This is a genomic window from Paenibacillus psychroresistens (genome assembly GCF_009728935.1).
Classification (GTDB): Bacteria; Bacillota; Bacilli; order Paenibacillales; family NBRC-103111; genus Paenibacillus_AC; species Paenibacillus_AC psychroresistens.
On the sequence record NZ_CP034235.1, the window covers coordinates 5,440,417 to 5,463,839 of the forward strand.

Sequence of the window (23,423 nt, forward strand, 5' to 3'; positions counted from 1 at the left end):
CCTTTAAATTTCGTTTGATTGTGAGGAGCTTCGATGGCTAAATTAGAGAATATAACGACTGGACAGCTTGGCTATTTAATTTTCACTTATTTGTTTGGATTTGCCACCTTGTTTCTTCTCGAGGCCAAAGTAGTCAAACAGGATGTTTGGATGTCAGAGGTACTTGCTGTTACGGCGTCAATTGTGATGTTCTGGCTTTTATGTTACATTCAGCGCTGGTATCCGGGGTTAACCATGATGAAAGCCTGTGAAAAGTTGCTAGGCAAATGGTTGGCCAAACTAGTTCTTCTGATCTTTTTATATTATTTCCTTGTATTAGGTGGCTTAACGCTTCGAGCATTATCCTCCTTTTATTCGATAGCCATCTTGCCCAACACCCCTACCTCGCTCTTAATTCTACTGATTATCCTAACTACTAGCTATGCCGTGTATGTTGGACTGGCTGCTATTGCGCGAAGTGTTCAAGTCGTCCTTCCCTTATTTGTCTTTGCCATAACCGTGCTAAGTTTTTTTATCCTTCCTCAAATCGAGCACAATCCCTTTCTTCCCCAATTCCAGAGCTCCTTCTCATCCATTCTCTATGGAGGAATGATCGCCTTTGGCTTGCCTTTCGGGAAGTGTGTTGCTTTTGGCTTTATCTTTCATCGAGTTGACAATCCCCAAAAAATATTCATTACAGCTGTTACTGCCTTGTCTTTCACATTACTTTATTTATTACTCTCCATTTATTTAACTTTTGGATCGTTAGGCATAAATTTAACACAATCCGCAACATTTCCTTTTTTCACAGTTATTCAATTAGTCAAATTCGGCGAGTATCTCGAAAGAATTGAAATTATTATGATTGGACTATGGACAGTTTTCACATTATTCGAAACTATTGTATTGCAGCACGTCTTTACTTTGGTCATGGGGAATGTTTTTGGGATCAAACAAATGAAATTGTTTATTCTACCTATTGGTCTGTTATTCTTGTTAATGGGACTTAAAAGCCAACCCGATATGACGGATTTAGCGATGTATAATGATAATGTTTTACCGTTATTAACGATATTCGTTTCCTTGATCTTGCCTGCCATGCTAGCATTAATTACTTTTATTAAGAAGCCGCGAACAGAAAGAAAGCCCCGCTAGCTGTCATCACAGCATGCAAGGCTTCCTATTGTAGTTTATCTTTAATGCTCGTTAGCATTGTAAATTCTCAACTACTTAATCTTAATTTTATTGACGGTTGCAATGTTTCCTTTTAGCTCGAGCTCATGGCTCAAGACAAGCTTAGTTTGATCTCCCTCTATAATTGCATTGGCAGCAACAGCATAGATTGAAGTTTGTGTAACACCATTAATATTCTGGGTCACAGTAATCGTGTTAATCTTTCCATCTGCATTCCAAGTATGTGTCGAGTAAAGACCGTTTACTGTGAAGCTTTGGTCTACTGGTGCAACGGGTGCAACTTTTACAACTTCTACAAAAACAGCTACTCCGTTATACAAATGAATTTTCACTTCATCGCCAACCACGATAGCTGAAGCTGCTACTTTAACCCCGCCTTTGAAAACAAACACATTAGGATCTAAAGCTATAGTTTGTGCAACATTACCATTCTTAATTGTAAGCGTATTGTTGGTAACCACTGCAGTTACTGCACCTTTTACTGCGTCGTTCCCTACGATTTGATCATTCGTGCGATCCAATAATGCTGCTAATTGAGCACGTGTTACAGAAGTATCTGGACGGAATGTATTGTCCTCAAAGCCTGTGATCAAGCCTTTTTCTAAAGCAACTGCTACATAACCAACAGATCCTGCTGGGATTTCCTTGGCATCCTTAAAGGTTAACTTTGTATTGATTTTCGCTTTTGCTTCTGCATCTAATTTAAGTGCTTTAACTAAAAGCGTAGTTGCCCACAAACGTGAAGCAGCTTTTTCAGGCTGTACCGACGCATCTGTTTCTGCAAAAAGATCATTCTCAGCCGCAACCGCTACATAACCAACGGCCCATGCATATTCTTTAACAATTTTGTCTGCATCTTTAAAGTTTAGGACTGTAGCCATCTCTGCAGCAGATTCTGCTTTATCCTTAAGGCCAAGTAATCTCACTGCAGCTGTAATGGCTTCAATACGCTTGACATTATCCCTTGGGCGGAAATTTCCGTACCCATCACCCTCGAATACTTCCTTGGAAGCAAGGCTGGCAATATTCTTAGCTGACCAAGCCACATCTGCTCCTTTGATATCATCAAAGCTGAACTTGAAATTACCTTTACCCTTAACAGTAACTTTTTTAGCTGAATCTTCATGTGAGGATTTTTCTTTGGAAGCTTTTTCATTCCCCTTGTCCTTATCCTTATCGTTACCATGTGCGAATGCTGCTGTTGAACCTCCAAGTACCATTGCAAAAGTTAATCCTGTTATCATAAATTTCTTCATCATATTTGTCTTATTCATTTTCAAATCTCTCCTTCAACACTTTAGTTTGAGTTTCTTGAATACCTCGCGAAGGTTTTCGTAATAACACAAGTTTCGGGCTATGGCTTTCTTTTTGGGGGGTAGGCAAAAAAGTAATGCCCACAAACAACCACTTGACCTCGGACAGACATTATATAACGGGCTAACGCATACCTTGTAAAATTAAAGACTTCTTATAGAAAGGATGTTTTTCTATGTGTGGAATTACGGGATGGATTGATTGGGAACGAGATTTAACACTTCACCCTTCCATTCTTGAAAATATGACAGAAACCATGGCCGCTCGTGGACCCGATGCGTCAGGAAATTGGATTTCCAGCCATTGTGCACTAGGACACCGCCGCCTAAGTGTGATTGATCCGGATAATGGCGCTCAGCCCATGATTCGCAAGCAAGGAGATGATTCCTATGTGCTTGTATATAACGGGGAATTGTATAATGCTCCCGAGCTGCGAAACGAGCTGCAACAAAGAGGGTATAACTTTCTTTCCCATTGTGATACGGAAGTCCTTTTGAATGCTTTTATCGAGTGGGGACCTTCCTGCGTGGAGCGATTCAACGGCATTTTTGCGTTTGCTGCTTGGAATAGCCGCGAGCAGTCTTTATTTCTTGCAAGAGATCGCCTCGGAGTAAAGCCATTGTTCTATTCCAATCAGAATAGCTGCTTTTTATTCGGCTCCGAACCAAAGGCTATTCTGACTCATCCCACCTTTCAAGCAGAAATTGATGCCGTTGGCCTAGCCGAAATTTTCGCAGTTGGTCCCGCTCGTACTCCTGGAGTAGGTGTTTATCGCAATATGTCGGAGCTTAAGCCTGGACATTGGATGATCGTAGACCCCAATGGAGTTCGGACCCATTCCTATTGGAGCTTAGTCAGTCAGCCCCATCTCGAGGATGAAGAAGCGACTGCAACCCAAGTACATGATTTACTTAAGGATACTGTCGAGCGACAGCTCGTTTCCGATGTACCTGTCTGTACCTTATTGTCTGGAGGGCTAGATTCAAGTGCCCTATCTGCTTTCGCCACGGCATATTATCAACAACAAGGACAAGGAAAACTCACTACGTATTCTGTAGACTATGTCGATAATGATAAATATTTTAAATCCAATGCTTTTCAACCCAATGCTGACGCCCCTTGGATTCAGAAGATGTCGCAATTCCTTGGAACCGATCATCATGATATCCAATTTGATACACCTGAGCTATTCGAAGCACTTGAAGCCGCAGTTTTTGCAAGAGATTTACCTGGAATGGCCGATGTAGACGGCTCGCTTTTTTTATTCTGCCGTGAGATCAAAAAAGCAGCTACTGTCGCTGTTTCTGGTGAGGCTGCAGATGAAATCTTCGGGGGCTACCCGTGGTTCCATCGTGAAGATCTACTGAATGCAGATACCTTCCCTTGGGCTAAGGCAACCTCTGAGCGTGCGAAATGGCTTTCTCCCGAGCTGCGCGATCTTGTTAAACCAGAGACATATGTAGAGGAACGATATCGGCAAGCCTTAACCGAAGTGCCTCATTTGGCAGGTGAAAATCAGCAGCAGCGCAAAATGCGTGAAATGTCCTATTTAAACATCAGTCGTTTCATGCCTACACTGCTTGACCGCAAGGACCGAATGAGTATGGCTGCTGGTTTAGAAGTACGCGTTCCATTCTGTGACCACCGTTTGGTCGAATATGTGTGGAATATTCCTTGGGAAATAAAAAACGCGGGCAATCGTGAAAAAGGTATTCTAAGAAAAGCACTAAAGGGCATTCTACCCGAAGAAATTATCACCCGTAAGAAAAGTCCATATCCCAAAACCTTCAATCCCAATTATTTGGCCTCCGTCAAAAAAGGCATGCTGCAAATTTTAGATGACTCCACCTCACCACTTCTGCCGCTTATTGATCAAAAATATATTCGCCAGCTAGCAGAATCTACAGAAGAACAATCTATCCCTTGGTTCGGACAGCTGATGGCTGGTCCACAGGCTTTAGCCTATTTAATCCAAATTCATACTTGGTTAAAGCATTATAAGGTTTCCGTAAAATTCTAAAAAATGAAAAGCTGCTTCGGCAGTTTTTTCTTTTTTCGATTCTTGAGAAACCTTTTTAATAGATTGGGAGTCTAAGAGACAGATAGAAAAAAACGCATGAATAAGGAGCATCTAAGAAATGAACACGAAACAAAGATTTTGCATTCTGCTTATCCTCACATTATTACTATCCTTACCGCTTTCAACCAGTACCAAGGCTGATTCCAATGTATCCACACAGATCGCAGCCAAGATCGATAGTCCCTATGTTATGGTCAATAAGCACACACAGATCTTAGACACACCCGCTGTATTAATAAACGGCAAAGTATTCATTCCTGCCAAGAATATCGCCAGCTATCTGGGAACAACTTTATTCTGGAATGCGAAGCTGAAAAGTGTCGATTTAAAGACAGCCCATTCACAGCTGCAATTTTATTTGGATAAAAAAACAATCGGGATTAATGGCGTAATGGTCCCTTTTAAAGATAAAGCTTTCCTCTCTAAAGATAGACTTATGGTCGAGCTCGCATGGTTTGCCGAGCAAACGGGAACCACCCAGACTTATAATCCAGTGAATAAGCTATTCACGCTTGATCTGATTAAGACACCGGTAATTGTTGTAGATACATTGAAAAATGTTCCACCTATTGCTAAATTTACTTTTGGGAAAACGAGCTTTCGTCTTGGTGAAACCATTCAATATGTAGATTTAAGCTACGATCCAGATGCAGAGGGATTACGCTACGAATGGATTGGCAAGCAGGAAGTTTTTTTCAAACCAGGCACCTATCCAATCTCACTTAGAGTCTATGATCAGAAAGGAAATGTGAGCGCCCTTTTCACTAAAAACTTGATTATTGAGGACACTCTTTTGCTAACAGAAGAACAATATCCCGTATATAATCAGCCAGTCGGAACGGCATTTAAAACTAATTGGGATTGGGTTTGGAACCATTTTACGAATCTTCCTTACCTTAGCAAAGAGGTAACCATAGATCCTTCTCGCACTCTACTGCTTAGCGACAGCCCCGAAACATTTAAAGAGACCGGGATTCTCTATCAAGATAACATTAACGGAAAAGCGAGACTATACGCAGATCATATGAATGGCACTAAGGATAAAATTCGCTTCAACATCCAAGTGAGAAATTTAACGGATCAGCCAGTTACACTAAGAACAACTAATAAAGGTGAAGTAACTCCATCCGTATACGCTAATTTGATCGGTCATGTCGCTTCTGTGGATTTCTTGATGCATAATACGCCTACGGTTGCGCCTTTAGTTATCGCACCGGGTCAAACAGCTGTCTACTCACAAATGCCAGACTTGTATCCCGGTCAAGGTATCAATCTATTCTATGATGTGGAAACAGATGGACAGCTGCAGGTTGCTTTTGTAGCTAGCTTAGCTAGCTCATTGCCTGTCAGTCCATTCGATACCACCAAATACCTAGAGTTTGATGGGCATCTACGTGGAACCTTTCCAAGTGCAGATAAACGTTGGGATGTTGATTTAAGCACATTTAGAGAGCCTTCTCGCCTATCCATTGGTGATGGTAAGGAAGATGCTTATGTTAGAGGCTATGATGTTCAACGCCAAATGGAAGTCGATGATATGGGCAATTATGGGACAATCTATACCATACATTCTGACAAACCTCGCAAAATGGCAGTCATGCTAATAGCCAAAGGCGGACCTTTCAAGGGACCATTTGTAATTAATGGCCAATTCATGATGGCACCTGCCTCTGGAGTTATCAGTGCATTTCAAAGCATACAGATTCTCGCTCGTACAACCGGTACCGAGGAAAGCTTTGATCTTGTATTCACACCGCCAGCAGGCTCAGCTTTTCCAATCGATTTAATTTTTTATCCATTAGATTAGTTTCAGATTATTTTCCTCAAGATCGTATTCCAGCTTGTCTTACTTACAGACAGCAGGATACGATCTTTTTATACTCATTCTCGCTTGACATGATACTTTACGTATCGTAAACTAGATTTATGATACATTATGTAACTATATGGAGGTGACTACTTTGCAAAATGAGAATGAAGAAGGATCCCTGCCTGAAGCCAGATTCGACAATCACTTGAAGACAAATCTCATTCATCTCCATAAAAATTTATATTTAAATCGGACAGATCCACTATTTTTCGAGAAGGTTTTGCGTTACGCGGATCCTAAATCTCCTGAAGCCCATTACATGCTAGCACTGAAATATGAAAATGAAGGCAAATCTGCAAAAGCCTTGTTACATTATCAAGAAGCTATGAAGGACAATAAATCTAGCTTTTATGCTAAAGCTAAGGATCGCTTGAGACGATTTCAACGGCCTATCCCAGCAAGCTTTCCACTCAAACCAGCAGCTCCCGAAATTCCCAGATACTCTTTTAGAAAATCTCCGTTATTTATTCTAATGGTCTGTAACCTTGTCCTCTTTTTCTTACTGTTAAATTTAGAGCCGCTCCGCGCAATCGTTTCTACGGCCATGCACGGCAAAGCCGGGTTGGAGGTTGTGTCCGAGATAGTTGATACCCCTTACATCTATTATATTGCCAGTAATGAACCCAAGGATAGGATCGAGACCTTATTGTACACTAAAGCATTTGAGATGGGTAAAAGGAACCCCGACCATAATATTCAGCTTTATGGCATTAAAACAGCAGATGCAGCACTCCAAGGAATTATAGCTCCATTAACCAGTGAACAAGCTAAGCTTACTTCATTTGTAATTGCACAGTATAATGCATCTCTTGATCGAGCCGTTATAATCAAATTTGCAGAAACTAAAATACCTGAACTAACTACCGTAGCTTCAAACCTTGTCCGATCCGCTTTGCAAGCCTATTTACACGATAACAAAACGCCTCCAGCCCAGATAGAAAGCTTGATTAGAGATTACCCTAGCAATTATCTAAGCTTTATCCCTAATGAAATAAGCTCCGGAAGCAATCAAGTTGTCGATCAATTCGATGGTAGCGGAGGATGGGTTTACCATCCTCACGCTAGTGGGCTTGCAAGCATGTTTTATCCCAATATCGTGGATGAGTCAACCGCTTTACAACCCCCATTCTCCCCCGTAAAACTCCTCATTTCCAGAAAAGAACATACCTTGTTAGTTGTAGCTGGGTCTGTAGTGCTTGCTAACGATCCAATTGGAGTAGGTAAAGATAACAAAACGCCAGAAGGCTCATTCACCATTCAAGATCGAGTTTTGAATCCACTTGGCAAGCATCCCAATGTTTATGGTAAGGCTGGTCTTTCCATGGGGCAATATGCCATTCATGGGACCTTCGATCAAACATCCATTCTAGCCAATAAGTCCTTAGGCTGTATTCGCATCGCCAATTCAGATATCCTTGCGCTCTTTCCGTTTGTCCCTAAAGGGGCAGAAGTGTTAATCTCTGAGAATTTCCCTGCTGCACTCCTTACAAGCCTCCCAATTGACACCAAAAAACTAGTTCCCTCAAAGAAACCAATAATTAATGAAAGTCCTCCCGATATCGTTTTTAATTGGTTGGGGTGAGTGGCTCATATAAAAAAGCTACTCCTTACCACATTTTACTGTGAGGAGTAGCTTAACTTATAAGCGCCTACTTTAGCTCAAGTCCGTCCATCCGCTGCAGTAATAATTGCAGAGCCTTGGCACGGTGACTGATTTGGTTCTTCTGATCATGGGGGAGCTCGGCCATGGTAAGTCCAAACTCAGGCAAATAAAACAAAGGATCATAACCGAAGCCACGAGAGCCTCTTGTCTCCTGAATGATAAAGCCTTCGCAGGTTTGTTCAACCTGTATAACCTCATCAGTCAACGGATTGTACATAGCTAATGCACAGACATATTGAGCTTTACTTAGCAGTAAAGGCGAAGAATCTGCAGACAGCTTTTCGCTAGCGCTTTGTTCATCATTCTGCAACGCCAGTAACAGTTTAGCATTATTATCGGCATCAGTAGCATGCTCTCCAGCAAATCTCGCCGACCATACGCCAGGCGCACCATTGAGTGCATCGACACATAATCCGGAGTCATCGGCCAATACAGGTACGCCTAATTCCAATGCAAGAGCTTTAGCTTTCTTTAGCGCATTCGCTCCAAATGTCAACCCGTCTTCTTCTACAGAAGGAATTTCGGCATAATCCAGCAAGCTACGGATCACAAGCTGCTTACCTGCAAACAGAGCTGCAAACTCCCTGACCTTCCCCGCATTTCGGGTAGCGATCACAATAACATTAAGATTTGGCAACTTGAACACTCATCCCAATTTTCTCACTTATTGCACCTAAAGCTTCTTTCTGGATGGCAATCATTTCACGAATACCTAATTCAGCTGACATTAGCAGCCCATTCAATTCTTCTCTGGAGAAAGGTGATTCCTCTCCCGTTCCTTGAACCTCAACGAACTTACCTTGGCCAGTCATGACCACATTCATGTCTACCTTAGCTTTGGAATCTTCAATATAGCAAAGATCAAGCATGGTTTGTTCCTGTACAACACCTACACTAACGGATGCAAGAAAATCCGTAATCGGGAATTTAGTTATCATTTTATTCTCATGAAGCTTATTAATTGCCATAGTCATAGCAACAAAAGCTCCTGTAATGGAAGTCGTCCGCGTGCCCCCGTCAGCTTGAATCACATCACAATCCAAAGTAATTGTTCGTTCGCCGAGCCATTCCGGTTTAATTACAGAACGCAACGCACGTCCGATCAATCGTTGAATTTCCATGGTACGCCCGCCTAGCTTACCTTTGGCCGCTTCTCGTTGATTGCGAACCTGGGTAGCGCGTGGCAGCATTGCATATTCTGCGGTAACCCAGCCTTTGCCCTGACCCTTCATAAATGGCGGTACCCGCTCTTCAATCGAGGCTGTGCAAATGACTTTAGTTTCACCCACTTCAATATATACAGAGCCTTCTGCATGTTTAATGTAATTTGTTGTTATTCTAATCGGTCGCAATTGGTCGTTCTGTCTTCCATCTACCCTCATGCCTGTAAGCCTCCTAAGTATGCTGCCTTCACAATCGTATACCCCATTGTACCAAAGCTTAAGCTGAAAAGCATCCCTATAGCAAAAGGGACAACAAAGTTGCCCCTAAATTAACATTGATTATAGCTTCAAAGGATTCACATGTGCAGGGCGACCTACGGGTTGGCTATAATTTTGACTCTCTTGGGATAATGCTTTCTTTTCTCCGTTTACGGTAAATTGGACCATGGATGCACCAGAGCTTTCGGTAAGCGAAAGTACAATTGCCTCTAATGCTTCTGGAGAAATAGCTTCATCCGAATCTGTTGAATTATTCGCTAAATCAACAGTAACCAATTGATTATCCGCTGATTGCTGTATCGTCGAGACCTTGGTAACGGCCGTTAATGTTGCTGTGAGTCCATTCGTATCCAGTGGACCTTCAACAAGCTGCTCCATTACGGCTGCATTGCGTTGATCCGTGCGATTGATCATTCGCGTTACCGGAACAAAATATTCAAATTGCTCTGTTGTTTCATTATGGAAATATAAGGTCACTGGCGTGGCTTGGCCTACATTAACACCCGGTGCAACCTCCAAATTAATCCCCATCGCTCTGCTAAGCGGCTCAGCAAGTGGTGTGCTGTCCACTGGCATTTCACTCATCGTTTTACCTTCTAAACGGAATTGGACCTGATCAATAGTAGGGAAGCCAGTTAATGTCCACACCACAGCCTCCAAAATTTTACGTTCATCCTTTGCATTATAGCTTGCAAATGCTTCTGAGAAATCCACAATCGCCAGCTTCTGATCAGGAACAATGTTGATGCCCTTTACCTCTGTTCCTTTGGGCAGCAATGCAGTAAATCCAGCAGGTAAACTCGCTTGAGCCGGCCCACCATCGACCAGGTACTCTAAGGATTGTTTGGCGATTTGTTCTTTACTCGGCAGATTCATCGAAATCGGAGCCACATAACCATTTGCATCTTTAAAATATAAGGTAATTTGAGCTGTTCCTGCTGTTCCGGTAGCAGTTGAATCAATCGTTGTGTCCGTAATTGTTGCATTAGAGTCCTCAACCGTAGTTGTCCCTGTCCCATCCTCAGCAGCCAAATTGGCATTAACAGGGGGAGGGTCAATCGATTGGCTTTCACCCCTTGATTTCAAAAGTGAGCAACCCGATGCCAGTACAACTATCAATCCTATTACCATTACCCTACCAAACCAGCGAACTTGTCTGTATTCTTGATCCATCCCAATTCCTCCTTCTAACGTTTGAATTTATTATCATGTATACGAGCCTTCCCTCAATTTATAACCACTATTTTTCAATACTTCGCTAAAAATAAGTGATTTTCACTTCACCAGACACAAAAAAAATAAGCATTAAGTCCACAAAAGCTGCTGGACCATGCTTAGAAGAACATATGTAATTAATATTTAGCTATAATTTTAAGCATATATTGATAGGCAGCAGCATTCCATTGGCTATGGAGAAAAGTATTCAGCACCTGCTTCGCCTCATCCTTAGTGCCATCAAATATAGGTAATTCAAATAACTCCATCCATCTCTCAGCAAGTATGTAACATGTGCTATTCCAGCCGCTTTTGAGTCCCGCAGCGTTTAATCTTTCTGAAACTCCGAGAATAACAACATGAAATGAGCTTTGCAGTTCAATTAGCGCTCTATCGAACTCATTTTTGTCATCTTTGTGCTGCAAGCCGGTTATTTTACGAAGCGCTCTTACATCTATGCCATCCTGCTCTTCAATCGCTCTATATAGCTTCACCGTATTATGGGATATCAAACCGTCTCGATATCTCCGTTCAATGGAATCTTCTGCTCCTAATGCGCATTTAACCAAAGGGAATAAACTATCGGCTATAAACATTGGTTTTTTAGCAAAAAATCGCCCGTACGCGGCAATACCTTCTCCTGCAAAGCGGTCTCTCCAAAGCCACGGATCTGTTACCGTGCCAGTATGCCAGCTGCTGTAGTCCGTAATGGATGCTAAAGATGGATGCTCCGGAATGAAGCTGGATAATGGTAAAATACCTTGCTCTTGAATTACAAAGCCTGCAGCTTCAAATGTTTGAACGATTTCATCTGACATCTCATAACCTGCTCTCCAGAATAGAATAATAACAGATACCTTCGTGTATACTTTCGACAATTCGACTCTTTTCTTGTAAATATATCACATGTGCCAACGTTTCCGCCATGGCGAATCTCATTTGATGAATCGATAAGTTTTGTCCAAAAAAGTCTACACAAAGCTGATAAACATGCTTCGGCTGATCTAATAAAATCATCAGCTTGTCCAGCCTATCCTCATGATGCATGATCAGCTCTTCCACTCTTTGATTGAAGCTGTTAAACGGCTCTCGATGTCCAGGGTAAGCCCTATTCACTTCAAACTGATTAATCTGTTCCAAGCTCACAAGAAAGGACAACAAAGGATTCTCGTCCACTCCTGGAATATAGCTGACATTAGGCGTTATTTGCGGTAAAACATGATCTCCACAGAATATTTCCTTGCTTGATTCCTCATAAAAACAGATATGTCCCGCAGCATGGCCTGGTGTAACAAAGGGTTTATACATACGATCTCCCATACGAAACAATTGATCCAAAGCAATAAATGATACCTGCGGGGCTGGCGTTACCCATTCGACAAACTTCATCATATGAGGTATGAGCTGATCTTCCACCAAAGCTTTATCCATGCCATGTCGAATAAACAATGTGGCAATTTCTGCGGTCAATGGCTGATCTTCACCCCATAAGCGCTGAACCTGCTCATAGCCCACCTCTGATATCCAAACGGGTATGCCACCGCAACGCTCCTGAAACCAACCCGCCATTCCATAATGATCTGGATGATGATGAGTTAAGACAATCTGTTCAAAATCCGAGAATTGAAACCCATATTCGTCCAATGTTGCTTGCCAAACGCGTTCTGCTTCCTCTGTATGTAAACCAGGATCGATCACTGTCAATCCGGCTTGACCTCGAATAATATAACTATTTACCCACCGTAACGGGAAAGGCAGCGGTATTTTGACCTGAATAATCGTTGGTGTTTCTATTCCATTATTGATTTCCATGGTCATCTATTCCTTTTTTGCTTCCTAGAATGATCAGCCTTGGCGATTCTAGCTCAACATAATGAGTACCATCATAATGACCATACACCTCATCAATTACTAAGTCACAGGTAGCTAACATCCGTTTAAAATCCTCCAAGCGATAGAGCCTCACCTGCTCTAAGTAATGGCGATCTCCATGCCCCTCCTCGCGAATAGTAATCCGTTTACGCACATAACCATCTTCGATAGAACGATTCTCTTCAATATCAAGTGCAGCCTCCACTCTTTGCGAATGAGGCACTAAATGCGCTCCAACATAAGCAGGATTAAGAAAATCAATAATGAACCTTCCATCCGCTTTAAGCAACCGACTAATTTCATGAATCACTTTCTCATTCTCTATTTCATCTGTGAAATAACCAAACGAAGTAAATAAATTAACAACTGCATCAAAGCTCTTCTCCAGTGGAATTTGACGCATATCCCCACGCAGCCAGTTTACTTTGCCTTCCGTATCTAAACGAATAGCTTCATTAAGCAAAACCTCGGAGAGATCCATGCCCGTTACATTGTATCCATAATCGGCTAAAGTCAATGAATGTCTTCCCATGCCGCAGCATAAATCGAAGATCTCCGCTCCCGACTGTAGGTGCAGCCAATTCACCATCTTCTGAACCTCATTTTTAGCGCCTTGCATATCTCTGTGTTTATAGACCACTAAATAGTCTTGCCCAAAGCTTTGTTCATACCAAGCAGTCATACACTCTACTCCTTCTATACCCATCCCTATATATCTAATTTTCTCTCTATTGTAACCTTTTCTGCTCCGAGGGTAAACGAATACGCCTGCTTCCGAATGAAGCCAGTGCGTTTGCCTAGAAATATAAGATCTGTATAATATGAAATTTATACTTTCTTAGATTTAAGGAATAAAACAACAGCTTCTTCTGTAATAGGCTTGCAGAAGTAATAACCTTGCAAATAATTACAGCCCCCTTGCTTCACAAAAGCATATTGCTCTTCGGTTTCAACACCTTCGGCAGTTACGGTAAGCTTTAACTTATGCACAAGATCTACGATTGAATTAAAAATTTCCTGCTCTCCCGGATTACCAACGATGTCTTGTACGAAAGATTTATCGATTTTCAGATGATTAATAGGCAGCTTACGCAAATAGTTTAAAGAAGAATACCCAGTCCCAAAATCATCTAAAGCAATATGTATACCTCTTTCCTTCAGGAGCAGCAGCGGCTCTATGCTTGAATCCAATGACCCAATCAGCATAGTTTCAGTAATTTCCAGCTCTAACATATCCGGTCTTGCCCCTTCTTCCGCAAGGCATCTAAAAACCATATCCACAAAATCAAATCTAGTAAGCTGCATCGCCGAAATATTCACACATACCTTAAATGGAATAAACCCATTCTCGCTCATACGTACGATAAATTGACAGGCTTTACGTAAAACCCATTCACCCAGCTCGACAATAAAACCAGTTTGCTCCGCAATCGGGATAAAATCTGCAGGGCTGATATAGCCATGAGAAGGATGCTTCCAACGCAGCAATGCTTCGACACCACGAATGCCATTAGTTTCGAAATCCTGCTGGGGCTGATAATACAATTCAAATTCATTTTCTGCGAGTGCTCTTTTGAAGGACTGCTCTAATTCAACACGCAATGCCGCCATTTCACTCATTTGCGGTTCATATACGCAATACGTATTTCTCCCTGCTGCTTTAGCTTGATTCAAAGCAATGTCGGTATGTTTAACCATGGTATCTGCTGTCACACCATGATCTGGATAGATGGCTATGCCAATGCTGACGGTTACCGATACATTCATCTCTTGATTAATTATCAACTGAGCGGCTGCCTTTTGGATATTCTTTATATTTGATTCTAGCCCTAAATCGGAATCTGTAAGTGCTAAATACATCGCAAACCGATTCCCACTTAGCCTTGCTGCAAAGCCATCTTTTGGCATAAATCCTTGAATTCGAGCAACGAACTCTTTCAATACAGCATCACCTAAAGTATGCCCTAAAGAATCATTGATTTTCTTAAAATTATCGAGATCAAAAAACAAGACCGCTGTCCTAGCAGCCTCATTCGAATTAGCTTTACACATTTGCTCTAATTTACGAAAAAAGAATCGCTGATTTGGCAATTTAGTTAGGGTATCATAAAAGGATAATTCTTCGATCGCCTTTTCCATTTCGATAAAAACCGAGACATCGTGTAGAATTCCAATAATGCTTTTTATGATTCCTGATTTGTTTATAATGGGTGTTAAACAGCACTCAAATCTGCTCAAAGTCCCATTAGACAGCTGCATCGCGATAATAAAAACCTCAGTAGATTTGGTTATCTGCAGCTGTTGAAGTGAATGCTTCCAACGTTGAATCGATGTTTCCAATTCCAAGAAAGAGCAAAACAACCGTCCAATTACGGCGTCTTTCGCAATTCCTGCCTGGCTGCAAAATGTAGAATTTGCGAATTGGACTTCTCCATTGCTATTCACTCTAAATATAGCATCATGGGCATTCTCAACCAAGCTGCGATATTCTTCATGACTTTCCGCAAAATCCTTAGCGGTACGCAGCTTATTGATCGTATTCATCTATATTCCACCTAAATTAAGTATTGTGTTATCAGTATAAACAAAAAATCTCCGCTCATATAGTTTTTTTTCTCAATCGGATTGACTATCCCTGTCAGGAAGCTGGCTAACATAGCTATCCGAATAATGAAGCAGTTTTAATGCCCGTTCGAACTCACTTTCCGTAGCTTCTATTGGCTTGGATCCATCTCCATAAATCGGATAATGCTTACCGTCGCCAAATCCACTTCCAGAAGTAAAGAGCTCACTGCTGTTTACAAAAGATCCTTTTGGTAAATAATATTGTTCGGGCAGCAAATTGCTGTCTACTTGATTTAGAATATCTTGACCGAAATGCAAGTGATTTTCCATGGATATACCCAGCATATTCGCAATAGTTGGCACGATATCCACCTGTCCGCCCAGCTGTTCGAATCGAGCCGGATAGGTAATTCCCGGTGATGCCATGATTAATGGAATATTGACCATTTCATTATAGTCATATTCACGTCCATAAATTTCTTGCATCAATGCTTTTTCATCGCGGTTCAGAGATGTAACCGGCAAGCCGACATGATCACCATAGATGAAAATTAAGCTATTATCCCAGACTCCACGTTGCTTCAAATCTGCAATGAATAAGCCTAATGCGTAATCGGCATAATTTTGTGCGCGAACATAATCACCTACAAAATTGCCTTCATAACGCTCCGGCAAAGTCATCTTATATTTATCCTCAGGAATAGTGAATGGATGATGGGCAGTCATGGAAATGACTTGTGCATAGAACGGATTATCCTTGTGATCCATCTTCTCAAGCTCCGCAGCCGTCTTCGCGTACAAAACTTCATCCGAGGAACCAAAAAACACCTTATCGTCTTCGCCGAAGAAAGATTTATCGTAGTAACGATCAAATCCCAAACCTTTATAAAGCTCGCCGCGATTCCAGAATTCCACTACATTAGTATGAAAGGTTGCGGTATCGTAGCCTTGCTCCTTGACTAACTTAGGCAAGCTCGGCAGCTGCTTATCTGCATACATTTGCGTAGCTGCGCCTTGCGGTGGAATATAGAATGAAGTATTGACCACAAACTCAGCGTCTGAAGTATTCCCTTGCCCTACTTGCTGATAGAAATGCGGAAAGTAAAAATTCTCTTTCACCAAGCTATTCATTACTGGCGTTATTTCATGGCCATCTATCTTTAGATTAATTAGAAAGTTTTGAAAGGATTCCAGTTGAATAATGATCACATTCTTGCCTTTAGCCGCACCCGTCATAATCGATGTGGATGGCTTAGTAACACCTTTAAGTGCATCTATTGAAGCTTGGGTTATTTGATCAAATGGGATCAATTCTGTTTTTTCTCTATCTAATAAAGTGTAGATCTCATAATTCATTATTCCCATCTGCTCTGCCTTAACTACATCATTCATACTAGCCCGATTTGGTAGAACATTAAAAAAACATATAAGAGCCGACAAACCGAATAAAATCGCAATAACCCGACGTTTTTCCTTGCGCTCAAAAGCCTTTTTCCACTGCAACAGCTGTTTACGCCGAAGTAGAATATAAATAAGCACAACCACATCCGTAAAAATAAATAAAAAATACGGGTCCATCAATGAAAACACACTATTACTTACAGCTGTTACTTGGTTTACTTGCTTAAGTGCATGGTAGGTTACTACTACACCATAATATTTGTAATACATTATCACTGCAAAATAAATACCGGTAATTAACAAATTGACAAATACGTAAATTTTCAGCTTACGCTTCGACGCGAACCATTCTATTAAACAGAATACAACAAGCACAAATGGAACTTCCTTCAGCAGCGTTGTCCATGAGGGACCATCTTCAAATATAATGAACCACGCCAAATAGCTTTTTAACAGCATAAGTAGTGGAAATAATACCAACGCCCTCGTACTTAACATTTGTTTCAGCTTGGCTAAAATCATGCCGCACCATCCTTTCAATCAAAGTCCAATCTAGCATGTCTATTATATTAAATGCATTCTATTAATTCAACTTCATCTCTATTCCAACACCATGACAAAATAGACCATCTCTTGTGACTTAGTTTGTATGCTTACAAACTATTCAGCAAAAGACAGCCTTATGACGCATTATCAAATATAAATGGAGTTATTTTCTGAAATTCTCTAATTGTTTATCAATATATTTAGAAGCTGCTGCATCAATATATACTTCACCACAACTACATTTCTGAGCAGGTATTTTTTCAATAGTAAATTTCTTGCCATTCTCTTCAATTTCCATGGATTCCATACTATTACTCAACGCTTTATGGCCACAAACTACACACTGTGATAATTTAATTGTCATTGTCTTTTCACACCTCTTTATTGGACTATAATGTCTAAACCTTCTTCATAATTCCACTCTTCATAGAAATGAGAAAGCTTATGAATACTCCGCTGTATCCCTCTTGTACGACAAGTAAAGAACAAGAACAGCAGCAAACACAAACAAAACACCACTAATATTAAATAAAGAGTTTCTAGATGAAGTATTAAATGCTATGAAACTTACTGAGCATAACACGAATGAGACCAAAGTTGCTGATAGAAAAATTTTGTAGGGCTTTTTCTTAGATTTAAGCGAGAAACCAAAGCCTCCATTAAATATTCGCAAATATATAGCTATTGTAATAGCGATCGTTCCTGATAACGTCTGCATCACATATGTTTTTATGCCAAATGAGTTATCCAGGTCTGACATTTCTAAATATCCATAATGCATGGCTAAAGTTGAAATTCCAAATTGCATGGAAGCATATACAACCAAACCGCTTAATACCACAATAATAGATTTTATGATACTCTCTTTAAAGAAGAATACTAGAAAGAAGATTAATAAAGGCGGCATAACCACTATAACAAACGTTGAATTCCAAACCGTAATAAAATAAGTAACTACAGTAATAATGATAACCGAATAAAGAAACTCTTTTTTGAAATGAAGAATTTTACAATTAAAGAGTGAAAGCATTAATAGAAGCAGTCCACAATACTCAAACCCGGAAAATAATAGATATCCAAAAAAATCATGAAGGTATATATTTCCCCACTCCTTACTGCCTTATGAGTCCATATTACTACGCTGTGTTTTAACTGTCTATCTGTTATGGGAATTATTTAATTAGAAATTAATTACCAAAAGAAGGGGTTTGTTGGATTGTGTCGAATCCTAACTAAATTGATATATTAATTTCTATAGTTAAATGGAAATTAACCCAAAGTTTGGAGGCATTAAATATGGACAATAAAGAAAGCGGAAACGAAGAAATGATATTTGCTTTTAATGATAAGAATCAAATAGTCATGTTCAAAGCTCCTGAAATTCTATATATTGAAGAAGGCAACAAATTTTTCATAGTTCGAACATTTGAATCATCGACAAAATGCGTTTTTCCATCCTTTGATATTTTTGAAATAATGGAGAAGCTAGAATATTTCAGATTCGTCAATAGTGGTCTCATGGCTAATATGAATCAAATTAGAGCTTATGATACTAACAACAACACCTTATATTTCAATGAAGAAATTAAAATCAACGCAGTTAGCGCTTCAATTAAATATATTGCCAATAATATCTCACAAGCCAATAACAAAGCTCAACAAACTAAATTTTTGAACAAGATATTACCATTTATGACATAACACATTACTGGCACTCATTTACATGAGTGCCTTTTTTTGTTTATTTTTGGGAATAAACGCATACTTTTCACATTACAATCATATAATAATGCAAATCTGTCTATACTGACTTCTGAAAGAGTTTAGGTAAGGGGATGAAAGATTTGCAGCGTTTAGGATTGATTCTTTTTATTGCAGCAGCTAGTTTTACAGATGCCATTCTGACCGATTTCGGCTTACGCTTAGGAAGTATCGGTGAAGCAAATCCGCTAATGCTTTGGCTTTATCAATGGAATGCGATTGCGTTTTTCCTCTTGAAGCTATCTCTGCCACTACTGTTATTGCTGGTTATACCTAAGCTACTTTCTAAAGTTCTGCAGAATCTACTATATCTCACAAGTGCAATCTACTTATGCATTCTATCGCTTCATGGAGTTTGGCTGCTTGAGCAGTTTACAACTATATAATTGCGAACAGATTCCAGTACCACACAAGCAAGTGATTCCCAAAAAGCAATGCGATCATTGCACCGAGTGCAATAAAGGGTCCGAACGGGATAAACGACTCTCGTTTAAGCCTGCCTACTCCTATCATCAGCAAGCCAATTAGACAGCCAATAAACGAGGAAAATGCTAATGTTAGTAGAATTAGCTTTACCCCCATAACTAACCCGAGCAACGCCATTAGCTTGATATCACCGCCTCCCATTGCAGATTTACCTAATCGCACACTAGCATAAGAGACGAGGAATAACACACCTCCACCTACTAGAAATCCCAATAAATATTCCCAAATAGGCAGCTCATGGATCCATAAACGGACTGCCAAATATAACCCCATCGCAGGAAGAATAATCTTGTTAGGCAACAGCCTGTACTTCAAATCACTAACCGATAAAATAACCAAAATAGAGATTAGCGGATAAATCAGCCATAGCTCGCGTGAATCCGCCACGAAATATGTTGCAGCAGCAAAGCTGATGCCAGTCGCTAAAGTAAATGATGGAACTGTAGATTCAGCAGCTGCAGCAACAATCACTATCACAGTTTCAACTATAAATGATGCACCAACCGCAAAACGCAGGAACCGGTTCAACCAGCACAAATACTCCATAACGGTACTTTGAGCGGCACTTATCCAGAAGGCAACACATTAACTTTCGCTAAAGCATCTAACCCATCACACGGTACAGTCACAGTCAACACAACCACTGGTGCTTTCACTTACACACCAGCATCAAATTACAGTGGAACTGACAGCTTTACCTTTAAAGTAAGTGATGGCAGTTTAACGTCAGCTGCGGCTAAAGTAAGCATTACAGTATCAGCAACCGTTGCAGTACCGACAACAAATCTAGTTAGCGGATCGATCGTTGCCAATAACAGCACGATTATACTCAGTTCCTTAACACCTGGTGCAACGATCTACTATATACAACTAACGGATCTACACCAACGACATACAGTTCACGCGGCACTATTGGATCAAGCTCAGCAACTATAAACATCATTGGACCAGCGGGTGCAACAGTTAACGTTCGAGCTTTCGCAGTTAAGTCTGGGTTGACCTCTAGTGCAAAAGTGACCTTTAGTTACTCCATTAAAGCTCAAACAGTAGCGCCAAAAGCAAACCCAGTAAGTGGTACAATCGTGGCTAGTGGCGGTAAGATTAAACTAAGTACAACAACTTCTGGAGCAACGATTTATTACACTACTAATGGATCAACTCCAACAGCTAGCAGTACTAGTGGAACTGATGTGACACTTCCATCGGGATCTCCGGGTACAGTAGTGACGGTGAAAGCAATAACAGTCAAAGCTGGAATGAACAACAGCTCAGTATCGACATTTACTTACACAATCAGAGCTCAAGTAATAGCACCATCAGCTCAAGCAACAGTTACTGATGGTAAAATAACAAGATACAGCTTAATTAAATTACTCGCCTCAACACCAGGAGCAACAATTTATTACACAACAAATGGATCCGAGCCAACTACAAGCAGTTCTCGCTATAATTTACCCTACTGGGTGACTGGTCCTAAAAACTCAACCCTAACTATCAAAGCCATCGCAGTCAAATCCGGAATGGCCAACAGCACAGTCTTCACTATCACCTACACAATCAAATAGTCAGCTTTTCCCAAACAAAATGAAACAACCTTAATTCGGTTCATCCGAATTAAGGTTGTTTTCTAATTTTTTCTTAATAAAAGTTAAAGTTCATTCTCATGTAAATAAGCCACTGTTTCAGAGCGGCTGGAAACATTCAACTTTTTGTATATTACACTCAGATAATTTTTCACAGTGCCCGTTGTTAAGAATAATTCAGTAGCGATAGCTTGATTTGATTTCCCTAGTTTCAGATTCCTTACGATGTTTCGTTCCTGTATGGATAAACCATCCAACTTTCCATCACGCTGTTGATTCAGATTAGAGGGCTCGATGTTTTCCTTAGAGACCCGCTCTTCATCATTCTCTAAGGAATGAAGCGTCTGAGCAAGTCGTAATTGAATACTATTGGGATAATTTATTCTGCCATCTAAACAATCCTGAATGGTCGAAAGTAATTTTTCAGTCTCAATACCCTTAATCAAAAAGCCGCTAGCTCCATAACGAATGGCTTCCCATATATATTCCTCATCCTCAAAGGTTGTCAAAATTATTATCTTGGTATCAGGGAATTCTGCTTTAATCTGCTTGGTTGCTTCCAATCCATCCAGCTTAGGCATATGGATGTCCATTAAAACAAGCTGAGGTTGATGCAATTGCACTTGCATAATCGTTGCCAAGCCATCTCCCGTTTTAGCCACTATGGTATATTTTTCCTCCATAGTTAGAATGGCAGCTAAACCATCGCGAATTAAGGGTTGGTCGTCTGCTATAATAACAGTTGTTTTAGACAATTTGCTCACTCCATCCAATCGTTTTCATCTGAAAAGGTATAGTGATCTCCAGTTTTACTCCATTAGTGGTATGTTTGTTTGAAATCGACATCTTCCCTCCAACTTCCTCCACTCTTTCCTTCATAGCATTCAGCCCAAAGCCGTGAGCAATTGGCGATGATGTCTCCCCATTATCGGATAAGATAAATTGAATATGTTCAGCACGATAGGTTAGTGAGAATTGAAAAAAGGTGCTGGAGCCGTGCCGAATTCCATTTGTTAGCCCCTCTTGTAAAGCTCGATAAATGGTAAGTTCGATCATCGGTGTCAGTTCAGGCATCGTTGTATCTATTTCATAATCAATTTGCACATTAGTTTGCTTTCTAGTTTCATCCAACAGTGCTGTAAGCTCAGGAATAAAGTGGTCACCTGGAATGTTTTCACGTAATAAATGTACAGATGTTCTTACATCATCCAAGCCACGGAGAATACTATCTTTAGTTCTATCAATCATTTCTATAGCAAGAGAATAATGGCTTTTTCCAATTGCATGTGTCGCTGTTTGTAAACCTGTTATCGCCGATGTTAGCGTATGGCCAACAGAGTCATGTATCTCACGGGATATTCGAGTCCGTTCTTGTAATTTCGCCTTTCGCTCCAGCTCAATTGAGGCGATTCGCAGTTGTTCATTGTCTCTAGCCAATTGATTTTTCTGTTGAAAAGCAATTTTTGCAAAATGACTTATTCCAAAGATTGCAAAGTACTCTATAACTCGAGGAACGATATAGTATATCTGACTAAAAGGAGGAAAACCGCGATAAATCCACAGGCTCAGTACACAGGAAGCATAACTCACAATAGTAAAGATAATCGCATTTTTTTTGGGATGGTAAAAGCTAAATTCCCCGATAAGAATTAAAATATAAATTTGTGCAAAAAAGTCCTCTGACAGCACTGATATAACAAAAGCCAATCCCAGTTGAAAGAATATAAACAGATTGCCTGTCATTTGGGAGAGATTAATCTTTAATATGTAATCTCGAATCAGGACGACTGCAATAAATGCACATGAAAGCAAGCATAATTCTATGGAAAACTTAGTTGTGTGGAGCAAAAGGACAGCAGTTGCTCCTATCACTATTATGGTTAAAATTAATGTTATTCTTTTATTTAAGTGTATATCCATATTATGCCCCCACAGGGAATGAAAGATTTGCTGGTTTTAGTTTACCACAAACATGACTTTAGTCATATTAACAAAAAAATAATGTCGAAAAAATGACCAAAGTACTCCACTACTAGTGAACTTCTTCATCTAGGTTTGGTCACTGAATATATTTATAATAAAGATAGTGAAACCATTTACAGAACGGAGATAATCATTAAATGTATGTCATCGACCTAATGCCCCTAAATGATGTTGAGATTCAAAAAATGTCCCCTGTCATTCAAAGTTTTTCATACCGTTATCAGTTTACTCAGCGAGAATCGGAAATTCTTACTTTGATTGCTATATTTGGACTTACTAATCGTGAAATTGCTGAACATTGCGTAATCGCTGAAAAAACGGTTAAAAACCATGTTGCTAATGTCATGAGAAAGCTTGACATTCGATCAACTCGCATGCTGCTTTCACTGCTATTCAAACATATTGTAAGCTTCAATGAAACGAGACCTGCGACTAATTAGCATTTTCTCGTACTTAACATTATTCATTG

The 23,423-nt window shown here is 40.3% G+C and carries 23 protein-coding genes; 9 read left to right on the forward strand and 14 right to left on the reverse strand.

Features of this window, described 5'->3' with window-relative positions:
* Positions 1-33 precede the first annotated feature (33 nt).
* Positions 34-1,134 (forward strand): GerAB/ArcD/ProY family transporter, encoded by a 1,101-nt coding sequence (locus EHS13_RS24965; RefSeq protein ID WP_155702990.1) that lies wholly within the window; start codon positions 34-36, stop codon positions 1,132-1,134.
* Between the two features lie 71 nt (positions 1,135-1,205).
* Here the strand turns inward: EHS13_RS24965 and EHS13_RS24970 are convergent, their stop codons facing one another.
* The gene (locus EHS13_RS24970) at positions 1,206-2,447 is read right to left on the reverse strand and encodes an S-layer homology domain-containing protein (protein WP_155702991.1); all 1,242 of its coding nucleotides are present in this window, start codon (positions 2,445-2,447) and stop codon (positions 1,206-1,208) included.
* 215 nt (positions 2,448-2,662) lie between these two features.
* Between EHS13_RS24970 and asnB the strand changes: the two genes are divergently transcribed.
* From asnB to EHS13_RS24985, 3 genes are all read left to right on the forward strand, one after another.
* Positions 2,663-4,507, forward strand: a complete 1,845-nt coding sequence (gene asnB / locus EHS13_RS24975; protein WP_155702992.1) for an asparagine synthase (glutamine-hydrolyzing) — start codon at positions 2,663-2,665, stop codon at positions 4,505-4,507.
* Between the two features lie 118 nt (positions 4,508-4,625).
* Positions 4,626-6,374, forward strand: coding sequence for a copper amine oxidase N-terminal domain-containing protein (locus EHS13_RS24980; protein WP_155702993.1), 1,749 nt, complete (start codon positions 4,626-4,628; stop codon positions 6,372-6,374).
* A gap of 154 nt (positions 6,375-6,528) precedes the next feature.
* Positions 6,529-8,019 (forward strand): L,D-transpeptidase family protein, encoded by a 1,491-nt coding sequence (locus EHS13_RS24985; protein WP_162463244.1) that lies wholly within the window; start codon positions 6,529-6,531, stop codon positions 8,017-8,019.
* Between the two features lie 67 nt (positions 8,020-8,086).
* Here EHS13_RS24985 and EHS13_RS24990 read toward each other — a convergent pair whose 3' ends face one another.
* From EHS13_RS24990 to EHS13_RS25035, 10 genes are all read right to left on the reverse strand, one after another.
* Entirely contained in the window at positions 8,087-8,737 is a 651-nt protein-coding gene (locus EHS13_RS24990) for an XTP/dITP diphosphatase (protein ID WP_155702995.1), read from the reverse strand.
* Positions 8,724-9,482, reverse strand: a complete 759-nt coding sequence (gene rph / locus EHS13_RS24995) for a ribonuclease PH (RefSeq protein ID WP_155702996.1) — start codon at positions 9,480-9,482, stop codon at positions 8,724-8,726. The genes EHS13_RS24990 and rph overlap by 14 nt, the downstream gene beginning before the upstream one ends.
* Before the next feature lie 120 nt (positions 9,483-9,602).
* Entirely contained in the window at positions 9,603-10,715 is a 1,113-nt protein-coding gene (locus tag EHS13_RS25000; RefSeq protein WP_193571442.1) for a GerMN domain-containing protein, read from the reverse strand.
* Between the two features lie 179 nt (positions 10,716-10,894).
* Complete coding sequence (locus tag EHS13_RS25005) at positions 10,895-11,575, reverse strand: AlkZ-related protein (protein WP_155702997.1); 681 nt, start codon at positions 11,573-11,575, stop codon at positions 10,895-10,897.
* Between the two features lies 1 nt (position 11,576).
* Positions 11,577-12,569 carry an MBL fold metallo-hydrolase gene (locus EHS13_RS25010; RefSeq protein ID WP_227013517.1) on the reverse strand — a complete coding sequence of 331 codons (993 nt, stop codon included), beginning with the start codon at positions 12,567-12,569 and terminating at the stop codon, positions 11,577-11,579.
* The gene (locus tag EHS13_RS25015; protein ID WP_155702999.1) at positions 12,556-13,311 is read right to left on the reverse strand and encodes a class I SAM-dependent methyltransferase; all 756 of its coding nucleotides are present in this window, start codon (positions 13,309-13,311) and stop codon (positions 12,556-12,558) included. Before EHS13_RS25015 ends, EHS13_RS25010 begins: the two co-directional genes overlap by 14 nt.
* 146 nt (positions 13,312-13,457) lie before the next feature.
* Positions 13,458-15,173, reverse strand: a complete 1,716-nt coding sequence (locus EHS13_RS25020) for an EAL domain-containing protein (protein ID WP_155703000.1) — start codon at positions 15,171-15,173, stop codon at positions 13,458-13,460.
* Positions 15,174-15,245: 72 nt separating this feature from the next.
* Positions 15,246-17,117 carry an LTA synthase family protein gene (locus EHS13_RS25025; RefSeq protein ID WP_155703001.1) on the reverse strand — a complete coding sequence of 624 codons (1,872 nt, stop codon included), beginning with the start codon at positions 17,115-17,117 and terminating at the stop codon, positions 15,246-15,248.
* A 187-nt stretch (positions 17,118-17,304) separates the two neighbouring features.
* Entirely contained in the window at positions 17,305-17,505 is a 201-nt protein-coding gene (locus tag EHS13_RS25030; RefSeq protein WP_155703002.1) for a YgiT-type zinc finger protein, read from the reverse strand.
* 78 nt (positions 17,506-17,583) lie between these two features.
* Positions 17,584-18,171: a hypothetical protein gene (locus EHS13_RS25035; RefSeq protein WP_155703003.1), complete on the reverse strand. Its 588-nt coding sequence runs from the start codon at positions 18,169-18,171 to the stop codon at positions 17,584-17,586.
* 266 nt (positions 18,172-18,437) lie between these two features.
* On the opposite strand from EHS13_RS25035, the gene EHS13_RS25040 reads away from it, so the two are divergent.
* A complete protein-coding gene (locus EHS13_RS25040; protein ID WP_155703004.1) occupies positions 18,438-18,842 on the forward strand; it encodes a hypothetical protein in 405 nt (134 codons plus the stop codon).
* Positions 18,843-18,985: 143 nt separating this feature from the next.
* Positions 18,986-19,288: a DUF5658 family protein gene (locus tag EHS13_RS25045; RefSeq protein ID WP_155703005.1), complete on the forward strand. Its 303-nt coding sequence runs from the start codon at positions 18,986-18,988 to the stop codon at positions 19,286-19,288.
* Here the strand turns inward: EHS13_RS25045 and EHS13_RS25050 are convergent.
* Positions 19,281-19,916, reverse strand: a complete 636-nt coding sequence (locus EHS13_RS25050) for a prepilin peptidase (protein ID WP_162463245.1) — start codon at positions 19,914-19,916, stop codon at positions 19,281-19,283. The genes EHS13_RS25045 and EHS13_RS25050 overlap by 8 nt on opposite strands.
* A gap of 27 nt (positions 19,917-19,943) precedes the next feature.
* Here EHS13_RS25050 and EHS13_RS25055 point away from each other — a divergent pair, with 27 nt between their 5' ends.
* Together EHS13_RS25055 and EHS13_RS25060 are read left to right on the forward strand one after the other, a co-directional pair.
* Positions 19,944-20,324 carry an Ig-like domain-containing protein gene (locus EHS13_RS25055; RefSeq protein WP_155703007.1) on the forward strand — a complete coding sequence of 127 codons (381 nt, stop codon included), beginning with the start codon at positions 19,944-19,946 and terminating at the stop codon, positions 20,322-20,324.
* A gap of 59 nt (positions 20,325-20,383) precedes the next feature.
* Positions 20,384-20,953, forward strand: coding sequence for a chitobiase/beta-hexosaminidase C-terminal domain-containing protein (locus EHS13_RS25060; RefSeq protein WP_155703008.1), 570 nt, complete (start codon positions 20,384-20,386; stop codon positions 20,951-20,953).
* A gap of 83 nt (positions 20,954-21,036) precedes the next feature.
* On the opposite strand, the gene EHS13_RS25065 is transcribed toward EHS13_RS25060, so the two are convergent.
* Entirely contained in the window at positions 21,037-21,726 is a 690-nt protein-coding gene (locus EHS13_RS25065; protein WP_162463246.1) for a response regulator transcription factor, read from the reverse strand.
* Positions 21,719-22,891 (reverse strand): sensor histidine kinase, encoded by a 1,173-nt coding sequence (locus EHS13_RS25070; protein ID WP_155703010.1) that lies wholly within the window; start codon positions 22,889-22,891, stop codon positions 21,719-21,721. Before EHS13_RS25070 ends, EHS13_RS25065 begins: the two co-directional genes overlap by 8 nt.
* A 200-nt stretch (positions 22,892-23,091) precedes the next feature.
* Here EHS13_RS25070 and EHS13_RS25075 point away from each other — a divergent pair, with 200 nt between their 5' ends.
* On the forward strand, positions 23,092-23,394 hold the full coding sequence (locus EHS13_RS25075; RefSeq protein WP_155703011.1) for a helix-turn-helix domain-containing protein: 303 nt from the start codon (positions 23,092-23,094) through the stop codon (positions 23,392-23,394).
* The last annotated feature ends 29 nt before the right edge of the window (positions 23,395-23,423 follow it).